This is a genomic window from Singulisphaera chitinilytica (assembly GCF_049331405.1).
Lineage (GTDB): Bacteria > Planctomycetota > Planctomycetia > Isosphaerales > Isosphaeraceae > PoT.
On the sequence record NZ_CP186274.1, the window covers coordinates 488485 to 505299 of the forward strand.

The window sequence follows — 16815 nt, forward strand, 5'->3', positions numbered from 1 at the left end:
GGCAACGGCTATGTCACGTCGTCGGGGAGCCAGGCAAGGCCGAGCGTTCGTCGGCTCGGGTCGCGGAGTTTGACGCGGTCGGCGATCCGGTGGCCGACGACCCAGACGATCCCGAGGGCGTCGCAGAGCAAGGGGGTGCGAGCCCTGGCGTCCTTCGGGACGCCCCGGCCCCGGAAGAAGTCGTTGAGCGGCGTGCTCCTGCCGTCCATCCCAAGGGGCTGGAACCGATCCCCCGGCTCGGGCCTGCGGACCACGAGCGGCGGGACGAGGCATTCCAGATCGATGGTCTCGTCGCGATCTTCGCCCGGTTCGAGCGACGCGACGAGCCGCCCGCCGCCCCATTGCAGGCTCCCGGGGATCTCGACGACGGCCGGGCCTTCGACGGGCAAGGGGAGAGGTGCCTGAATGGCTCGCTCCAGGACGAGCCGCCTTTCGTCGGAGCTGGCCGAGACCCCGGCGCCGACCTCGATCCGAGGATGCGGCTCGTTGGCCAAAGAGCCGAGCCGCTCCCAGCGTCGGGCGCTCATGACGGCCTCGGGCCAACGCGCCCGTCGCCAGGCCCGGCGCAGGACCTCGACCCGGAGGAACCCCGGGCTGGAGCGGAGGGCCTCGCACTCGAGGACGATCCGATCCCCGGTGGTCGAGACGATCGCCCGGCGCAGGAGATTGGCCAGGGGGCGTCGATGGGCCCGGAGCGAGGCCGAGGCCTGCTCGCCGAGCCGGATGAGGGCCTCGGCCACGCGCGGGTTGTAGTCTTCTGCCAGCTTCGGGAGCAGGTCCATGCGGAGCCGGACCCGAGTGTAGGCGAGGTTCGCGTTGCTGGCGTCCTCGCAATAGGGCTGGCCGAGTTGCTCGAGGTATGCCCGCAGTTCGAGCCGGGAGACGGATAGCAGTGGCCGCAGCAAAACAGGCTTGCCCGGCACGTCGAGCCGACGCCGGGCCGGGATGCCGCGAAGTCCCCGGAGCCCCGTCCCTCGCACGATCCGATGCAGGATCGTCTCCGCCTGGTCGTCCCGCGTGTGCCCGATGACGATGGCCGAGGCCCCGCGAGCCTGTGCGATCCCCGCGAGCCAGGCGTAGCGGGCCTGCCTGGCGTCGGCCTCGAAGTGGCCGGGGCGGCTCGGCTTCCATTGGCCGAGGTCGAAGGGGATTTGCAGGCTCCGGCAGAGGGCGGCGACGAACTCGGCGTCGTGGCGGGCGGCCTCGGCCCGGACCCCGTGGTTGAGGTGGGCGGCCGTGAGGTTGAGACCGAGCGCGGGCGCCGACGCGTGCAAGAGACGCAGGAGGGCGACGCTATCGCTCCCGCCCGAGACGGCCACGACCCAGGTGCGGCCGGCGTCGTCGGCACGCCAGCGGGCCAGGCGGGATTGCACGCGGTCGATCCAGGTCACGCTCAAGGCCGGGGGACTCCTCCGAGGTCGATCGCGGAGCCGACCATTCAGTGAATCTTAACCCACGGCTCGGAGCGCGGGATATGCCGCGTCGGGCGGCCGTGACTCGGCCCGAGCGGCTCGCTAGAATGAGTCGATGAACGCCGACCTCCTGAACACGCTGCGTTGCCTGAAGTGTCGCCAGCCGCTGGACGCCCCGAGCGAGCGCGAGGAGCTCGTCTGCCGGAGCTGCGGGGCCGTCTACCCCGTCGTCCGCGGCATCCCCCGGTTCGCCGGCGAGACGTACACGGCCAGCTTCGGGCGGCAGTGGAATCGCTACGACGTGGCCCGCGACGAGGAGGACGAGGCGACCTTCGCCGTGAAGACCGGCGTGCCGGCCGAGGCCCTCAAAGGGATGCTCGTGCTCGACGCCGGCGTCGGCGGCGGCCGTTACGCCCGGCTCCTCGCCGGGCACGGTGCGCGGGTCATCGGGGTTGACCTGAGCACGGCCGTCGAGAAGGCCTCGGCCCTCTGCGCCGATTTTCCGAACGCCTCGATCGTGCAGGGGGACTTGCTCGACCTCCCTCTGGCGGACGGGGTCTTCGATTTCGCCTACTCGATCGGCGTTTTGCACCACTGCCCCGATCCTCGCAAGGCGTTCGCCCAGGTGGCCGCGAAGGTCAAGCCCGGCGGTCGTCTCGCCGTCTGGCTCTACCGCCGCAACACGCTCCCGCAGGAATGGATCAACTCCGGCCTGCGCGTCGTCAGCTCAAGGCTCCCCTCGCAGGTCCTCGAGCCGATCTGCGTCGGCCTTGGCGTGTTGGGGGGGATCCCGGTTTTGAACAAGAGCCTGAACAAGGTCGTCAACTTTTCGAACCACCCCGACTGGACCCTGCGCGTCTGCGACAGCTTCGACTGGTACGCCCCGCGCTACCAGTCGCACCACACCGTCGACGAGTTGAAGGGCTGGTTCGCCGAGGAAGGGTTCCGCGACCTCGTCGAGCTGGCGCCGGCGCGTTCGGGCCGGGCGTATGACTGGGCCTATCGCAACGACCTCATCATCGGCAGCGGCGTCAACGTGATGGGGACGCGGGCCTGATCGGGGCCCGTTCGATCACGACGGCTTGAGCCGGAAGACCTTCGCCAGGACGTCGAGCTTCTCGGCCACCGAGAGGCGTCGAGGTCCGCTCCCCGTGTGGAAGAAGACGACGAGGGTCACGTCGTCGTCGGAGGGCAGGCCCCCTCGGTGCTCCCCGATCCTCGCCAGCAAGGCCTTGCCTAATTCCTGCGGGTCGTCCCCTTCGAGGCCCCGGGCGAGTTGCAGGAGCCCCTCCTCGCCGAGCATCCTGCCGTCGGGGGAGGCCGCCTCGGAGAGGGCGTCGGTATAGACGGCGACGATATCTCCGCGCTCGAGGTCCACCGCGAACTGGTGATAGGAGGCGTCGTCGTCGATGCCGAGCGGGAGGTTCCCGGCGCCGTTGTCCTCGCGCGTCATGATGGACCACTGGCCGGTCCCCGCGTGGAACCAGAGGGGCCGCGGGTGTCCCGCGTTGCAGAGCGTGAGCCGCCGTCGCGAGGAGAGGTAGGTGGCGATCACCGCCGTCGCGAACCGCCGCGACTGGGCCATCTCGGAGAACTGCCGGTTGATCTCGCGGACCAGGCCCGTCTGGCTCTTGCGGTTGATGTTCCGGCGCATGGCGGTCCGCAGCCAGGCCGAGAACTCGGCGACTTTGGCGCCGTGGCCGGAGACGTCGGCGACGATCAGGCGTGTGAAGAGCCCGCCGCCGCAGAGGGAGAGGTAGTGGACGTCACCTCCGCGCTCGGCTCCCTGGTGCGGGAGGCTGTAGATCCAGCCCTCGAGGCCCGGGGTCGACACCGGCTCCTCGACCGCATTGCTTCCCCCCTGGATCTCCATGCACTTCATTACGCGGGGGGCGGGATGCTCCGCGTGCGCGGCTGAGGTTGTTGCCGGGTTCTTGGCGGATTTCACGCGCGACCTCCACTCGTATCGCGGTCGAAGGTCGTCGATCCTTGGCGGCGACGACCGAGGCCGATTGTTTTCAAGCCTACGGCATATCGCGGCGGGAAAGAAGGTGGGGGCGCCCGCGCTCACCTTGTACAGCTTGAAGTGGACCCGGGCATTTTCCTAAGATTCCCGACGTGGGGACGACCCCACGCCTCGCCGGGTCTGGACCGAGCGAGGCCCTACCTTTCGCGGGGACGACCCCGTAGCCAACCCTTTTCTCCAAAGGGGACACACATGGCTTGGGTCGTGCTGGTCATTGCCGGGCTTTTCGAAATCGGTTGGGCCGTCTGCCTGAAGTACACCAAAGGGTTCACGCAGCTCTGGCCGACGGTCGGCTTCGGCGTCTTCATGGTCGCCAGCGTGTATCTGCTGGGCGTCGCGGTGAAAACCCTGCCGCTGGGGACCGCCTACACGGTCTGGACCGGCGTCGGGGCGGTGGGGACGGTGATCGTCGGCATGGTGCTGCTCGGGGAGCCGACGGATATCCGCCGGCTCGTCTGCCTCGGGTTGATCATCGTCGGGATCGTGGGCCTCAAGCTCGTCTCGCCGCATTGAGGCCCTCGATGGTCGGCGAATTCAGGGCTTGGCCTCTCGGCCGGGGAAGGGCCCCTGCGACCACGTCCAGATAGGCCAGCGCGTGTTCGCCGTCTTCATGGTCTGTTCCTTGTTGACGAAGCCGGCCAGGTAGACCACCAAGGCCAGCGAGGCCAAGGCCCCGACCGCCCAGCGCCCCCAGGCGAACCGGTCGGGTTCGGGGCTGGTCTCCTGCGGCTCGGCCTGAACGTCGGGCCTGGAGCCGGGCCGCGCGATGGCCGCATACACCGCCATCAGGCCGAAGAAGACCCAGAAGACGTTGTGCATGTTCACGTACTTCATCCGCATCGGATAGTGGAAAAAGAGCGCGTTCACGTTCTGATAGAGGAGCATCGTGCCCGAGAGCCAGAAGACGGGGAGGGCCGACCACTTCTGCTTGCGCTTGAAGTGGATGACGAGCCAGATCGCCGCGCCGATGAAGCCGACGACGCAGAGGCCGTCGAGGAGCCAGAGGATCTTGCGGGCCTCGCCTTCGGGGTCCGCATAGCCGTACTCCTTGAGCGACTTCGCCCACTCCGCCAGCTTGGCCTTCGGGACGATCCGGGCGATCCTGTGCCAGACGGGCAGGAAGCCGAGGACGAAGAGGATGCCATAGGTCGAGGCCAGGTCGAGGTTCTTCTTCTCATCCTCGGGGGGCTCGGGGTAACTGCGGCCGAGCATCCCGAAGGCGAAGATGAGGCCGGCGATGAACCCGCACGAGGTCTCCATCACGTTCCAGTGGTTGATCGTGTAGCCGTAAGGCACCTGGAGCATGTTGGAGAGATTGCCGAGCAGTCGCCCGGCCGACATCCCGAGGGCGAACCCGACGAAGCCGAGCACGCCCCCGCGCAGGCCGCTCGGCCGGTTGTTGCAGGCGAGCCAGGTCAACTGCCCGGCCGCGGCCCCCATGAAGGCGATCGAGCTGTTGTTCCTCGGCGGGTTGATCTGGAATCCGATCAGGTCGACCACCACGAACGGGACGACCCAGCCCCCCACGAAGACGCTGCCGAGGAGCCCCAGCCAGTCGCTCGTGCGCATCGGCCGGCGCTCGAGGATCAGGCCGATGAGGGCGCCTCCGAACGTCCCCCAGGCCCCGCCTTGTAGGAAGAGGGTGAGGAACCCGTAGCCGTAGTTGATGAGGGTGTCAGCCTGGGCGTAGCCGTGGAGGATCCCGTAGCTCATCGTCCCGCCCGAGCCGATCCCGAACGCCGAGAGGGCGGCGAGGATCGGCGTCCAGAGGAAGAGCGACCGCTGGCCGCTGACGTAGGCCAGGGCCAGCGCGAGGATGGCCCCCGGATACATGGCCCCGATGGAGTGGCCGAAGTCGCCCCGGATGCCCCAGGCCAGCCCCACCGCCGTCGCCACGAACAGGCTCCGGCCCAGTCGATCGCCAAGACTCATCAACGCACCCCCCTCCGCATCGTCATCGTCGGTTCGCATCATCGCGCCGTTTCCCGGGCCCAAAATAGTGGCTCCGGCCCGCGAAGTCCACGAGCCCGAGCCCTTTAGGATCCACAGACGCTGGTTCGACGCAGAGACGTCCGCGATAGGGCGACGAGGCTCAGGCGAGCTGGGAACCCACGTCGACAGTGTCGTGGTTGTGATGGCAGGAATCGCACTTTGTAACCCGTTAGTTTCGGCCCACGGTCGCGCCTGGGGGGAGGGCTGGGAGGGATTGGCCGGAGTCATCGACGGGGCCGTCGAAGAAGTTTCTAGATGTTTGTATACGTCGGCGCGTCCTCGCTTCGGGGGACACGCCGAAGCGTCATCGACAATAACCTCAGCGGGCCGGCCAGAGGTGGTGGCCGGTCATCGTGGTCTCGATGCGGTAGAGGCCCTTGCCGGCGGCGATGTAGAGGGTGGAGCGGTCGGGGCCGCCGAACTCGACGTTGGCGGGGTGCTCGGGGGTGGGGATGAAGCCGACGACCTTGCCGGCGGGGGAGAAGACCGTCACGCCGGCCTGCTCGCCCTGGCCGACCGTCGCCACGAGGCGGCCGTCGGTGGTCACGGTCAGGCCGTCGATGCCGTCCCCCTTGCCGAAATCGACGAGGGCGCGTGGGTTGGAGACGGTCCCGTCGGGGGCGAGGTCGAGCGCGAGCAGGGCGCGTCGGGCAGGGCCGTTATCGGCGACGTAGAGCGTCTTGTCGTCGGGGCTGAGGGCCATGCCGTTGGGCTTCTTGGCCGTGGTCTCGAGTCGGGTGACGGTGCCGTCGGGGTCGACCCGGAAGACGCCTTCGAAGTCGAGCTCGCGGGGCTCCTTGCCCACGTAGCGCGGGTCGGAGAAGTAGACGCGGCCCTGGCGGTCAACGGTGAGGTCGTTCGGGCTATTGAAGCGCTTCCCCTGGTAGCTGTCGGCCAGGGTGCGGACCTTGCCGTCGCGCTCGGTGATCGAGATCCGGCGGCCGCCCCCGGTGTTCGCCCCCTCGGCGGCGAGCAGGCGGCCTTTCGGGTCGAAGATCAGGCCGTTGGAGCGGCCGCTCGGGTCGCGGAAGGCCGTGACCTGCTTCGTCTTCGGGTCGAACTTCATCATCCGGTCGCCGATGTCCGAGAAGAGGATCGAGCCGTCCTCCGTCAGGGCTCCTCCCTCGGTGAAGCTCCCCTCGCCCCAGAGTTTCTCGATCTTCGCCCCGGGCGCGACCACATCCGAGGCCGGGGCCGCGGCAACCAGCAGGTACATCAGCGTGAGGAAAGGCGCGGACATCGGGTCACTCCTCCGATCGGGTTTTGAAAAGGCGTGGGGACGTTGATTGGAGCGTCGGTATCAAGGCGCGGTCGACATGGCCTCGTTCAGCTCGGGCCGGATCCGGATCGCCCAGTCGAATCCGTTCGCCACGATGGTGGAGACCACGGCGACGAGGAATCCGAGGAGCAAGGAGCGGAGCCACGAGCGTCGCGCAGGGTAGTCGGAGAACCGCGAGGTTCGCGCCATCAGCGCCCGGTGCCTGGCCGAGACGACCTGGGCGGAGCCGCGGGAGAGGAGGATGAGGGCGAGGAGCAGGGGCAGGACCTTCGACGCGGCGATGTCGGGCCACTCCGAGGCCGGGACCTCGGCGCCGTGCCGCCAGACCCAGACGAAGAACGTCCACGCGACCGCCGAGGCCAGGCCGTTCCAGACGACCCCGAGCCAGCGCCCCCAGGGGCGGAGCCGCCTCAGGCCGAGGCCGGTCAGGAGGTTCATGCCCACCGTGATGAGCGGGATCCCGACGTTGAGGAAGCCCATCGACGAGAAGCTCCCCGAGAGCCAGTAACCCTGGAACTCGGGGATGATCATCACCAGGGTCCTGGCCGCCAGCGCAAGGCTCAGGGTCCCGATCCCGCGCACGACCCGCTCGCGGTCGAGCCTATCGACCCGGGCCCGGAAATCGGAGTCGTCCTCGTCGGCCTCGGGCGCGTGGATCCCTTCGACCCCCGGGCGGGGCTTGTGCAGGCGCGAGCCGAGCACGACCGCGAGGACGATGGGCGGCAGGGCGTAGAGGTTGAAGGCCTCGATGAGCCCGATGGTGTCGATGCTCATCGTTACGTTGGCTCTTTCGTGGTGTCTCTGGGGCGTCCCGGCTCAGCGACGCCGTTGGGGATCCCAGGCCTGCGGCGTGAAGGGGAGGCCGACGACCTTGGGCGCAACGACGAAGCGTTCGTCCATCTGCGGCGCCGCCTTGACGAAGCGTTCATCGATCGCGGGCGGGGTGATGATGCAGCGATCGGTCGGCTTCTCCGGGTCGACGGTGGACGGCAGAGCCATCGGGGCATAGGGCATGAATGGCCCGGGCGGGGCCGCGCGTGGCGTCCAGATGGGCCAATGCGAGCGGCTCGGCTGAGGCTGGATGAGCATCGTGATGCCCCCCAGGATCCCCGCCGTGGCCAGCAACCCGGCCTTGCGAGAAACCATCGGCCGTCGCGTCTCGGGCGTCTTCATCCTCGTCGCCTCCCCTCGAATCCAAGGGTTTGAAGGACGGACAAATCCCCTTATACCAGGGATGTAAGACGGGCGAAACCGACTTTTCTTAGGCCCTGCGCCGAAAAATCGAAATCGGAGAGGGAGGGTCGAACCGGCCGACAGGCCTTGCCGCGCGAGGCGGCGAGGCCGAGAATCAGGGGGAGTTCTCGGGCGCCGCCGGCGTCTGGTTCGATACGAAAGCTACTGGGTTTGCGAGGTCATCGCCGATGCGGGTCGTTGGAGGCAGTGCGCGAGGGAAGAAGCTCCTGCTGGTCCCCGGGGACGGCACGCGCCCGATCCTCGACCGCGTGAAGACGGCGCTCTTCGACGTCCTCCGCCCCCGGATCGACGGCATGGTCATGCTCGACCTTTTCGGCGGCAGCGGGAGCGTCGGCATCGAGGCGTTGAGCCAGGGGGCCGAGCACTGCACGTTCACCGACCTCGGCGACAAGGCCGTGGCCACGATCAAGAAGAACCTGCAGGCGACGGGCTTCACCGCCCAGGCTGAGGTCCGTCACATGGACGCCTTCGCCTTCCTGCGAGGGACGGAAAAGGCCTTCGACCTGATCTACGTGGCGCCTCCCCAGTACAAGGAACTCTGGGTCAAGGCCATGCAGATCATCGACGAGCGCCCGGAGCTCCTGCGCAAGCCGGCCGAGGGGGACGACGAATCCGAACCCGGGTTCGTGATCGTCCAGATCGACCCCAAGGAGTATGAGCCGATCGAGCTCAAGACCCTCGTCGAGACCCGCCAGAAGAAGTACGGCAACACCATCCTGATCTTCTTCGAGTGCGCCGACTCCTTGGAGGAGACGCACCCGGATGAAGACGAGGAAGAGGGCGACGAATCAGGCGAGGATTGACTTGATGACGTGGCCGTGGACGTCGGTCAAGCGACGTTGGGTTCCGTTGTTATAATATGTCAATTTCTCATGGTCCAATCCGAGGAGGTGGAGGATCGTGGCGTGGAAGTCGTGGACGTCGACGACGTCCTCCACGGCCTGGTGCCCGAACTCGTCGGTGGCCCCGAAGCTGTAGCCGCGCTTGACGCCCGCGCCGGCGAGCCAGGCGGTGAAGCCCTTGGGGTTGTGGTCGCGGCCTTGCACGCCCTTCTGGAAGGTGGGCATGCGGCCGAACTCGGTCGTCCAGACGACCAGGGTATCCTCGAGCATGCCGCGGGCTTTCAGGTCCTTGAGCAGGGCGGCGGCGGGGGTGTCGAGGATCGGGCCGTGGCGGTCGTAGTCGGACTTGATCCGCTTGTGGCCGTCCCAGTTGAGGCTCCCCTCGCCCATCGCGAAGGCGCCGTTGTAGAGCGTCACGAACCGGACCCCGCGCTCGAGGAGCCGGCGGGCGAGCAGGCAGTTGCGGCCGAAGCCGGCGAGGATCGGGTTCGCGTCGTTGAGCCCGTAAAGTTCCCGGGTGGCCGGGCTCTCGCCCGAGAGGTCGCCGACCTCGGGGGCGCTCAACTGCATCCTGGCGGCGAGCTCATAGGCGGCGATCCGGCCGCTCAGCTCGGTGTCGCCCGGGTTCCGCTTCAGGTGCTCGTCGTTGAGGACGCGGAGGAAGTCCTTGGCCGCACGGTCGGAGGAGGCCGGGATCTGCGAAGGCCGAGCCAGGTGGTCGATCGGCCGGTCGGCGCCGAAGGCGGTCCCCTGGAAGGCGGCCGGCAGGAAGCCGTTGCCCCAGTTGGCCGGCCCCTGCTGCGGGACGCCCCGGGGGTCGGGGATGGCCACGTACGAGGGGAGGTCCTGGTTCTCGGTCCCGAGCGCGTAGGAGACCCACGAGCCGATGCTGGGGAACCCCTCGCGGGTGAACCCCGTGCTCATGAAGATCTCGCCGGGGCCGTGCGTGTTCGTCTTCGAGGTCAGGGAGTGGACGAAGCACATGTCGTCCACGCGCTCGGCCAGGCGGGGGATCAGCTCCGAGATGTACTTGCCCGACTCGCCCCTCGGCTTGAACTCCCAGGGGCTCTTGGTGAGGTTCCCGTTCTCCCCTTGGAAGGTGATGAGCTTGTCGACGCCCGGCAGCGGCTGGCCGTGCCGTTTGATGAGCTCGGGCTTGTAGTCGAACGTGTCGAGGTGGCTGACCGCCCCCGTGCAGAAGATGTGCACGACCCGCTTGGCCTTCGCCGGGAAGTGCGGCTTGCGGGGCGCGAGGGGGTTCTCGGGCTCGGCTCCAACTCCGGCTCCTGCGGCGAGCAGGCCGTCGTTCGCCAGCAGGAGGCTCAGCGCGATCCCTCCCATCCCCTCCGCCATTTGCGAGATGAAGCGGCGGCGGTCGAGGAGGTGGCGACCCGTCGGGATTCCCGGAACGTGGCTCATGGCAAGGGACCTCTCGCGGCAGGGTTGGCGGCGGCGGTGAGAACGGTCGGTCGCAAGCACGCTCAGGGGATGTAGAGGAACTCGTTGGCGTTGTAGAGCGCCCGGCAGAAGGTCTCGGCGCCGTGGTCGCGGACGAGGGAGGCCGCGGCCCCCGATTCGGCCTCGCTGGGGTTGCGGCCGAAGGCGAGCTGGAACCCGAGGCGGGCGATCTTGCTCGGGTCGTCGCCGGCCTCCGACTTGAGCCGGTCGGCGAAGGCTTTCGACTGCTCGACGAGGAACTCGCTGTTGAGCAGGTTGAGCGCCTGGAGTGCCGTGGTCGAGACCGTCCGGCGCGGGGCGACGAGCGCCGGGTCGGGGCAGTCGAAGGCGCCGAAGGTCGGATCCTGCTGGACCCTCGGCTTGAGCTGGTAGATCATCCGGCGGAACTCGTCGGGGCCGAGCTGCGTCTTCGTCTTGTAGACGGCGACGTAGTTCGTGTTCTTCTCCCAGAGCGAGTAGCTCGGCCCTCCCATGACCGGGTTGAACCGGCCGCTGGCGGAGAGGACCGAGTCGCGGATGGCCTCGGCCTCGAGCCGACGCGGGGTCATCCGCCAGACGAGGGTATTATCCTTGTCCTTCGCCTGGGCCTCGGGGACCGGCTGGCTCGACTGCCGGTAGGCGGCCGAGAGCATGATGAGCCGGTGCAGGGGCTTGAGCGCGGAGCCGCCCTGGAGATATTCGCCGACGAGCCAGTCGAGCAGCTCGGGGTGGGATGGCGGCGCCCCGTTGAACCCGAAGTCGCTGGGCGAGGCGACGATCCCCCGGCCGAAATGATAGTGCCAGACCCGGTTGACCATCACGCGGGGGGGCAGGGGGTTCTCGGCGTTGCCGATCCACTCCGCCAGGGCCCGCCGGCGCTGGGGCTCGGGGGACTCGGGCGAGAGCTGGAGCGCGGGGGTTACGGATGCCAAAGCCGAGGGGGAGACCTGATCCAGCTTCTGCATCGGGTCGCCCCGGCGGAGCAGGAAGCTGGGCCCCGGCTGGGTGAAGTTGCCGGCGTAGACCGGCTGGGTCGAGCCGAGCTGCGCGAGCCGCTCGCGCAGGGCCTGCACCCTGGCCACGACCGCGGCGCGGGCCTCGTTCTCCTTCGAGGTTCCCGCCGGCTCGACGGGGCGTCCATTCGCCTGATACGAGGGGCGGTCGGCCGACGAGGCGACCAGGCGCCAGCGGCCCGACGTCTCGCGGGCCTCGATGTAATACTCGGTGGCGAGCCGGTCCCTGTAATCACCGTCGCGGTCGCGGCCCCAGACGATGCGGTCGATTGCCTGGGCCTCGGGCCAGTCGACCTGGGCCCACCCCTTGCTCGGCACGCGCGAGATCCAGCTATGGCTGTTCCCCGCGCGTCCTTCGTTGAGGTGGGCGACCTTGTGGATCGGCAGGTCGGGGATCACCGACGAGGCCGAGGCCTTACCCCCCGCCGAATCGAGGGCGACGTTCCTGGGCTTCTCGCCGGCCGAGTAGACCTCGAGCTCGTCGATGCAGGGCTCGCTGCCGTCGTTCGTCGCCAGCACGGTGAAGCGGACGGCGTTGGCCTCGACCGGCTCGAACCGCTCGATGTTGCGGCGGGGCTTGACCATCGAGCGCCCGGGGGCGCCGAGGTCGGGGCGTGCGACCGGCTCGAGGTCGTCGAGCTCCGCCTCGACGCGGGCCAGCTCGTTGCGGACGTGCAGGGCCTCCCGGCGCCTGGCCTCGGAGTCGGGCCGTGCGACGGCTCGGTCGCCGTGCTGGACCCCTGCGAAGACGGCCGAGAGCCCGTAATAATCCTTCTGCGAGATCGGGTCGAACTTGTGGTCGTGGCAGCGGGCACAATTGACGGTCAGGCCGAGGAACGCGGTGCCGGTGGCCGTGATGATGTCGTCGAGGTCGTCGGCCCGCTGCTGGAGTTGCCCCTCGATGTTGGCGATCCCCACCTCGTCGTGCGTCCCGCCGACGAGGAACCCGGTGGCCGCCTGGGTCAGCCAGTCTCCGTCGAGCAGCGTATCGCCGGCCAGTTGCTCGAGCACGAACCGGGGGTACGGCGTGTCGCGGTTGAAGGCCCGGATGACGTAGTCGCGATAGGGCCAGGCGTTGTACCTGGGCATGTTCGTCTCGTACCCCTGGCTCTCGCCGAACCGGACGACGTCCAGCCAGTGCCGCGCCCAGCGTTCGCCATACCTGGGGCTTTCGAGCAGGCGGTCCACGAGCTTCTCATAGGCGTCGAGTGATCGGTCGTTCGCGAAGGCCTCGACCTCCTCGGGGGTCGGCGGCAGGCCGGTGAGGTCGAACGTCGCCCGGCGGATCAGGGAGACGCGGTCGGCCTCGGGGCTGGGCGTGAGGCCGTTGGCTTTGAGCTTCTCGAGGATGAAGGCGTCGACCGGGTTGCGGCTCCAGTGCGAAGGGTCGGCCGGGCTCGGCGGCGTCACCTTGGCGACCTTGCGGAGCGACCACCAGTCCTTGCCCGCGCGCTTGGCCGCCAGGGGCTCGCCGGTGAAGGGGGCTCCCCCCTCGATCCAGGCCTTGAAGTCCGCGACCTGCTCGGCGTTGAGTGGGTTCTTGGGGGGCATCTCCCCCGACTCGACCTTTTCGAAGAGGGAGCTCTCGGCCGGGTTCCCCGGCACGATGGCCTCGCCCGCGTCTCCGCCCGCCAGGGCCGAGGCCCTCCGCGTGAGGTCGAGCTTCCCCTTGGGCTGGTCGCCCGAGTGGCACGAGAGGCACTTGTCGACGATCAGGGAGCGGACCCGAGATTCGAAGACCTCGACGCCGGGGTTGTCCGCCGGCGGCGGAGGGGCCGCCTGCGTCGCGACTCCCCAGGCGAGGACGAGGAGGGGGGCCAGGGTCTTCGATCGGTTCATGTCGGATCTCTCCGTATCGGCCCGGATCATCGCGATCGTCGGCCCTTCCTCGATTCATGGCTTTCTCGATCATCGTGGATCGAGGTGAGGCCGAAGGGGGCCGGTCGTCGCCGAGAATCTGGAACTCAACCCGCCATCTCGCGCTCCGCGGTCAGCCTGATCGATCGTCTCGCACGCGGAATCCTCTCGAGCACTCGCCCCATTTCTTGATGAACCCGCACGGGGGCAGGCCGGGATCACCCCGGTCGCGTCCGCACCAGGCTCTTAGGCAACAATCGAGGCCGGGAGGATCGAACCGAACCTTGTCATCCGCGAGGAAAGTCTCGGTGGGGATCCCCATCATCGGGCGTCGGTGGCTCTCTAGCCGCACCGAGGCGCCTCCAGGGGATTTTGCAATATCTTAATCGTACCGACCCGAGGGTGAAAGCGAGAATTTAGTCGACCTTGCCGGCTTCTTTGCAGCCGCCCTCAACCGACCCCGACGAAATCGTTCAGCTGGGCTGGATGCTGATCCCGGGCCGTCGTGCGAGTAAGATCGCAGAGTCCCCCCTTCGACTTTCGCCCGCACCGACTCTCGAGCCGATGGAGCCGTCGCCATGCTCGCCACCGTCCTCGCCCTAGCTGCGATCGTACTTGCGGAGCCTCCCGAGCCCAAGGGGCCGCCGACGAAGGAAGAGCTGGCGGCGATCACCGAGCGGGGGAGGGACCTCTTTGCATACGACTCGGCCTGCTGGCATGCGAGCGACGCCCTGATGGCCAAGAAGCCGCCCGAAGGGAGCTTCGACCGCTACATCGCCCGCAAGACGGAGATGGGCTGGACGGTGGCGTTCGGCAAGCTCAACGAGGCCGGAGATCGCTTCCTGATCGCCTTCGAGGCCACGCCCGGCGAGAAGCCCGACCAGTACAAGATCGAGGCATTCGACCCACCGAAAGAAGACAAGGGCTTCCTCCTCGCGGCGCCGAAGGCGGTCGACCTGACCATCCAGGAGTTCACGAAGCTGCCCGGCCTCGAGCGCCGGCGCTACAACGTCGCCATCCTCCCCGCGCCCGAGGGGAACCTCTGGGTCTACTTCATGCCCGCGCAGACGAAGGCGAAGATCTGGCCGCTGGGGGGCGACGCCCGCTTCCTCGTCTCGGCCGACGGCTCGAATATTCTCGAGCGGCGCCGCCTGCACAAGTCGGTGATCGAGGTCTCGCCCCCCGACCCCGATGGCAACCAGCAAGTTGCCGGCATGCATACGCACATCCTGGCCGACGTCCCCGAGGACACCGACGTCTTCCACGTCCTGACGCGCAAGCCGAGCGTCCCCGAGGTGATCCGCACCGAGCACTGGATGTACGTCGTCGAGCCCGACGGCAAGATCAGCGAGCCGAAGAAGGCCGACGAGCAAGGCGTCGAGCTCAAGTGATCGAGGGGGCTCAAAGACCCGGCTTGGTTTCGGGGGCGTCGATCGCCTGGGCGGGTGCGGGCTCAGCCTCGCGGGCTTTCCGGAGAGCCTCGACGGCCAGGTGTCGCAATTCCTCGTTGCGCTCGGCGAGGTAATCCTCGGCCGCCGCGATGGGGTCGTCGGTGACGGCGTGGAGGGCCTCGACGATCGCGTCCATCAACTCGTAATGGCAATGCAGAGTCGCCTTCTCGAGGGCCAGGACGAGCGGCCGGGTCGCCGGCCCCGCCAGACGCCCGAACTTCCCGAGGGCCGTCGCCGCGGCGAAGACGAGTTCAATCCGATCATCCTCGAGCAGGTTGGCGAGGGCCGGGATGGCCTCATCGGGGTCTCCTTGCGAGTTCCCGATGGCGTGGAGGAAACAGACCTTCGTCTCCAGGTCGACGTTGGGGAACTGGCGGAGCAGGGTGGGCACGGTCGTCGCCGCCGCAGTCCCCATCGAACTGAGGGTCAGGGCCGCAAAATATGGGAAGGTGATGCTGCGGTGCTTCAGGAGCCGCTCGACCTCGGCCAAAACCTCCGCCCCGCCAAGGTGATGATCCTGGATCTGCCCGAGGGTCAGGACCCGGATCGTGGGGGAGCCCTCCCGCAGTCGCCGGGCGGCCTCAGACGCCGAAGGAACATCCAGGGGTGTCCGGATGGTCGCCGGGTGGAAGAGGCAGTCGTTCGAGGATTTGAGGAACCGCATACCCTTGCGGAACGCAGCGAGGGCTTCGGGCCGTAGGTGGTGGGCCCAGCCGGGTTTGGATTCGCCCCGCATGTGCGCGAAGAGCGCCAGCGCGTAGCCGAGTTGCCAGGAGCTGAAACTGCCCCGACGCTCGATATCCGCGTAGCCGTGGTAGGTCGGGTAACTCGCGACCCCGGCCACGGTGACGTTCGCCATGAACAGCCCGAGGCCGAAGAACAGGGGGAGCAGGTCGGCCACGAATTCGCGTTCCTCCGCGACTTCGGCGAGCAATCCCCGGCCGAGGAGGATGTCGTGGGCCAGTGCATGCGCCAGGGACGCCGCGAGGGCCACGGGATCGGCGAGGCGATACGAGGCGACGTGGATCTTCGCCGGCTCCCCTTCCGCCTCGGGCCGCTCGTAGAGGCCGAAGTCGTTGGGCTCGAACGTGCTCGGATAGACCTCGAGTATGACCTTCCCGGGGGCCAGTCCCATCCGTCGGCCGAGGGCCTGCAGGAGCCCCCGCGCGTCGTCCTCGGTCCCTGCATAGGAGGGGATGAGGGCATCAATCTTCGGCGGGAGCACCTCGGCCTTGAGGAGCCGGTTGAGGCCGAACTCATCGGCCAACCTGCGCATCCACAATTCGACCAAGGTCTTCTCGCCCGGCAACAAGGGGCACTTCGGAGCGAGCCATCTGATCATGGAATGTTCTATTTTAAGTGAGTCGATGGCTCGCTCGTCCCGACCCCTCCTTTCAGAGCCGGTCGATGGCCTTGCGGGCCTTGCTGAATACCTCGGCCTCGTCGAAGGACTTCGTGACGAGGTCGTCGACGGAGCGATGCTCGACGTCGAGCAGGTACTTAACCATGAAATAGTATTCGAGATATCGGAATGAGGGGGCACTTGACTTGCGGCCTTCTCGGATCAGGCGTTTGCCCTCCTCGATGCCGAACGAGGGATTGCCGCCGATATACTCGCAATATCCTTCCTTCTTCCAGGTCGGCAGCCAGAATTCGGTGAGGAGCCCGTAGTGGGAGAGGAGGAGGGCGTGGATTCGCTCGTGGGCGATCACGCTGGATAAGGGGCGCTGGGCTTGATCCGATGCGCCTCGGAAGATCTTATCGGCGGGGACTTCGGCCCGGCTCAGGAACGTGTTGTGCCGCATCAAATAAGTCACCCCGAAGGCCATGTCGCCCCGGGCGACGAACCGCATGCGGGTCTTGTTGTTGCAGACATAGAGCCGATGCACCATGTTCGGGTCGTGGATCGCGGAGCGCTTCAGCAACCCCTCGGCCCTGTCGAGCACCGACGTGATCGCCGGGTCGATCGGCTCATCCGACCAGACGCGATACGTCCCCTGCTCGTGGTAGTAGGCGAAGAGGGCCCCCGGGAAGGTGAGTATCCCCGCATACGCGAAGACGACCGCCAACACCCCGAGGTACGCCGTCCGCCACTTCTTCGACCTGGGAAGCCAAAACACGAGCCTCATCGCCCCGACCAGGGCCTTGCCGATCTTCATGGACATCCTCTCCGTCCTTGCGATCCCACCCGGTTCGGGGCGGCAAGTCACGCCCCCGACGACTCCTCATCGCCGAACTCCGGGGGTGATTCC

Annotated in this window: 14 protein-coding genes; 4 read left to right on the forward strand and 10 right to left on the reverse strand. The window is 67.8% G+C overall.

Annotation, left to right across the window (positions count from 1 at the left end):
* Positions 1 to 8: 8 nt before the first annotated feature.
* Positions 9 to 1391, reverse strand: a complete 1383-nt coding sequence (gene tilS / locus ACOYYX_RS01735) for a tRNA lysidine(34) synthetase TilS (protein ID WP_422931579.1) — start codon at positions 1389 to 1391, stop codon at positions 9 to 11.
* Positions 1392 to 1527: 136 nt separating this feature from the next.
* Between tilS and ACOYYX_RS01740 the strand changes: the two genes are divergently transcribed.
* Complete coding sequence (locus ACOYYX_RS01740) at positions 1528 to 2469, forward strand: methyltransferase domain-containing protein (RefSeq protein WP_422928212.1); 942 nt, start codon at positions 1528 to 1530, stop codon at positions 2467 to 2469.
* 15 nt (positions 2470 to 2484) lie between these two features.
* Here ACOYYX_RS01740 and ACOYYX_RS01745 read toward each other — a convergent pair whose 3' ends face one another.
* Positions 2485 to 3360 carry a PP2C family protein-serine/threonine phosphatase gene (locus tag ACOYYX_RS01745; RefSeq protein WP_422928213.1) on the reverse strand — a complete coding sequence of 292 codons (876 nt, stop codon included), beginning with the start codon at positions 3358 to 3360 and terminating at the stop codon, positions 2485 to 2487.
* Positions 3361 to 3630: 270 nt separating this feature from the next.
* On the opposite strand from ACOYYX_RS01745, the gene sugE reads away from it, so the two are divergent.
* Complete coding sequence (gene sugE / locus ACOYYX_RS01750) at positions 3631 to 3951, forward strand: quaternary ammonium compound efflux SMR transporter SugE (RefSeq protein WP_422928214.1); 321 nt, start codon at positions 3631 to 3633, stop codon at positions 3949 to 3951.
* Positions 3952 to 3972: 21 nt separating this feature from the next.
* Here the strand turns inward: sugE and ACOYYX_RS01755 are convergent, their stop codons facing one another.
* The 4 genes from ACOYYX_RS01755 to ACOYYX_RS01770 all read right to left on the reverse strand — a co-directional run bounded on the left by ACOYYX_RS01755 (position 3973) and on the right by ACOYYX_RS01770 (position 7882).
* Positions 3973 to 5412, reverse strand: a complete 1440-nt coding sequence (locus tag ACOYYX_RS01755; protein ID WP_422928215.1) for a hypothetical protein — start codon at positions 5410 to 5412, stop codon at positions 3973 to 3975.
* 337 nt (positions 5413 to 5749) lie between these two features.
* Positions 5750 to 6670, reverse strand: coding sequence for an SMP-30/gluconolactonase/LRE family protein (locus tag ACOYYX_RS01760; protein WP_422928216.1), 921 nt, complete (start codon positions 6668 to 6670; stop codon positions 5750 to 5752).
* A gap of 60 nt (positions 6671 to 6730) precedes the next feature.
* Positions 6731 to 7483, reverse strand: a complete 753-nt coding sequence (locus tag ACOYYX_RS01765) for a hypothetical protein (RefSeq protein WP_422928217.1) — start codon at positions 7481 to 7483, stop codon at positions 6731 to 6733.
* Positions 7484 to 7525: 42 nt separating this feature from the next.
* Positions 7526 to 7882 carry a hypothetical protein gene (locus tag ACOYYX_RS01770; protein ID WP_422928218.1) on the reverse strand — a complete coding sequence of 119 codons (357 nt, stop codon included), beginning with the start codon at positions 7880 to 7882 and terminating at the stop codon, positions 7526 to 7528.
* A 248-nt stretch (positions 7883 to 8130) separates the two neighbouring features.
* Here ACOYYX_RS01770 and rsmD point away from each other — a divergent pair, with 248 nt between their 5' ends.
* The gene (gene rsmD, locus ACOYYX_RS01775) at positions 8131 to 8766 is read left to right on the forward strand and encodes a 16S rRNA (guanine(966)-N(2))-methyltransferase RsmD (protein ID WP_422928219.1); all 636 of its coding nucleotides are present in this window, start codon (positions 8131 to 8133) and stop codon (positions 8764 to 8766) included.
* Here the strand turns inward: rsmD and ACOYYX_RS01780 are convergent.
* A complete protein-coding gene (locus ACOYYX_RS01780) occupies positions 8752 to 10224 on the reverse strand; it encodes a DUF1501 domain-containing protein (RefSeq protein WP_422928220.1) in 1473 nt (490 codons plus the stop codon). The genes rsmD and ACOYYX_RS01780 overlap by 15 nt on opposite strands.
* A 62-nt stretch (positions 10225 to 10286) precedes the next feature.
* Entirely contained in the window at positions 10287 to 13094 is a 2808-nt protein-coding gene (locus ACOYYX_RS01785; RefSeq protein WP_422928221.1) for a PSD1 and planctomycete cytochrome C domain-containing protein, read from the reverse strand.
* Positions 13095 to 13690: 596 nt separating this feature from the next.
* Here ACOYYX_RS01785 and ACOYYX_RS01790 point away from each other — a divergent pair.
* Positions 13691 to 14503 carry a hypothetical protein gene (locus tag ACOYYX_RS01790; protein ID WP_422928222.1) on the forward strand — a complete coding sequence of 271 codons (813 nt, stop codon included), beginning with the start codon at positions 13691 to 13693 and terminating at the stop codon, positions 14501 to 14503.
* Positions 14504 to 14513: 10 nt separating this feature from the next.
* On the opposite strand, the gene ACOYYX_RS01795 is transcribed toward ACOYYX_RS01790, so the two are convergent.
* Together ACOYYX_RS01795 and ACOYYX_RS01800 are read right to left on the reverse strand one after the other, a co-directional pair.
* On the reverse strand, positions 14514 to 15905 hold the full coding sequence (locus ACOYYX_RS01795; RefSeq protein WP_422928223.1) for a HEAT repeat domain-containing protein: 1392 nt from the start codon (positions 15903 to 15905) through the stop codon (positions 14514 to 14516).
* 52 nt (positions 15906 to 15957) lie between these two features.
* On the reverse strand, positions 15958 to 16728 hold the full coding sequence (locus tag ACOYYX_RS01800) for a hypothetical protein (protein WP_422928224.1): 771 nt from the start codon (positions 16726 to 16728) through the stop codon (positions 15958 to 15960).
* Positions 16729 to 16815: the final 87 nt, after the last annotated feature.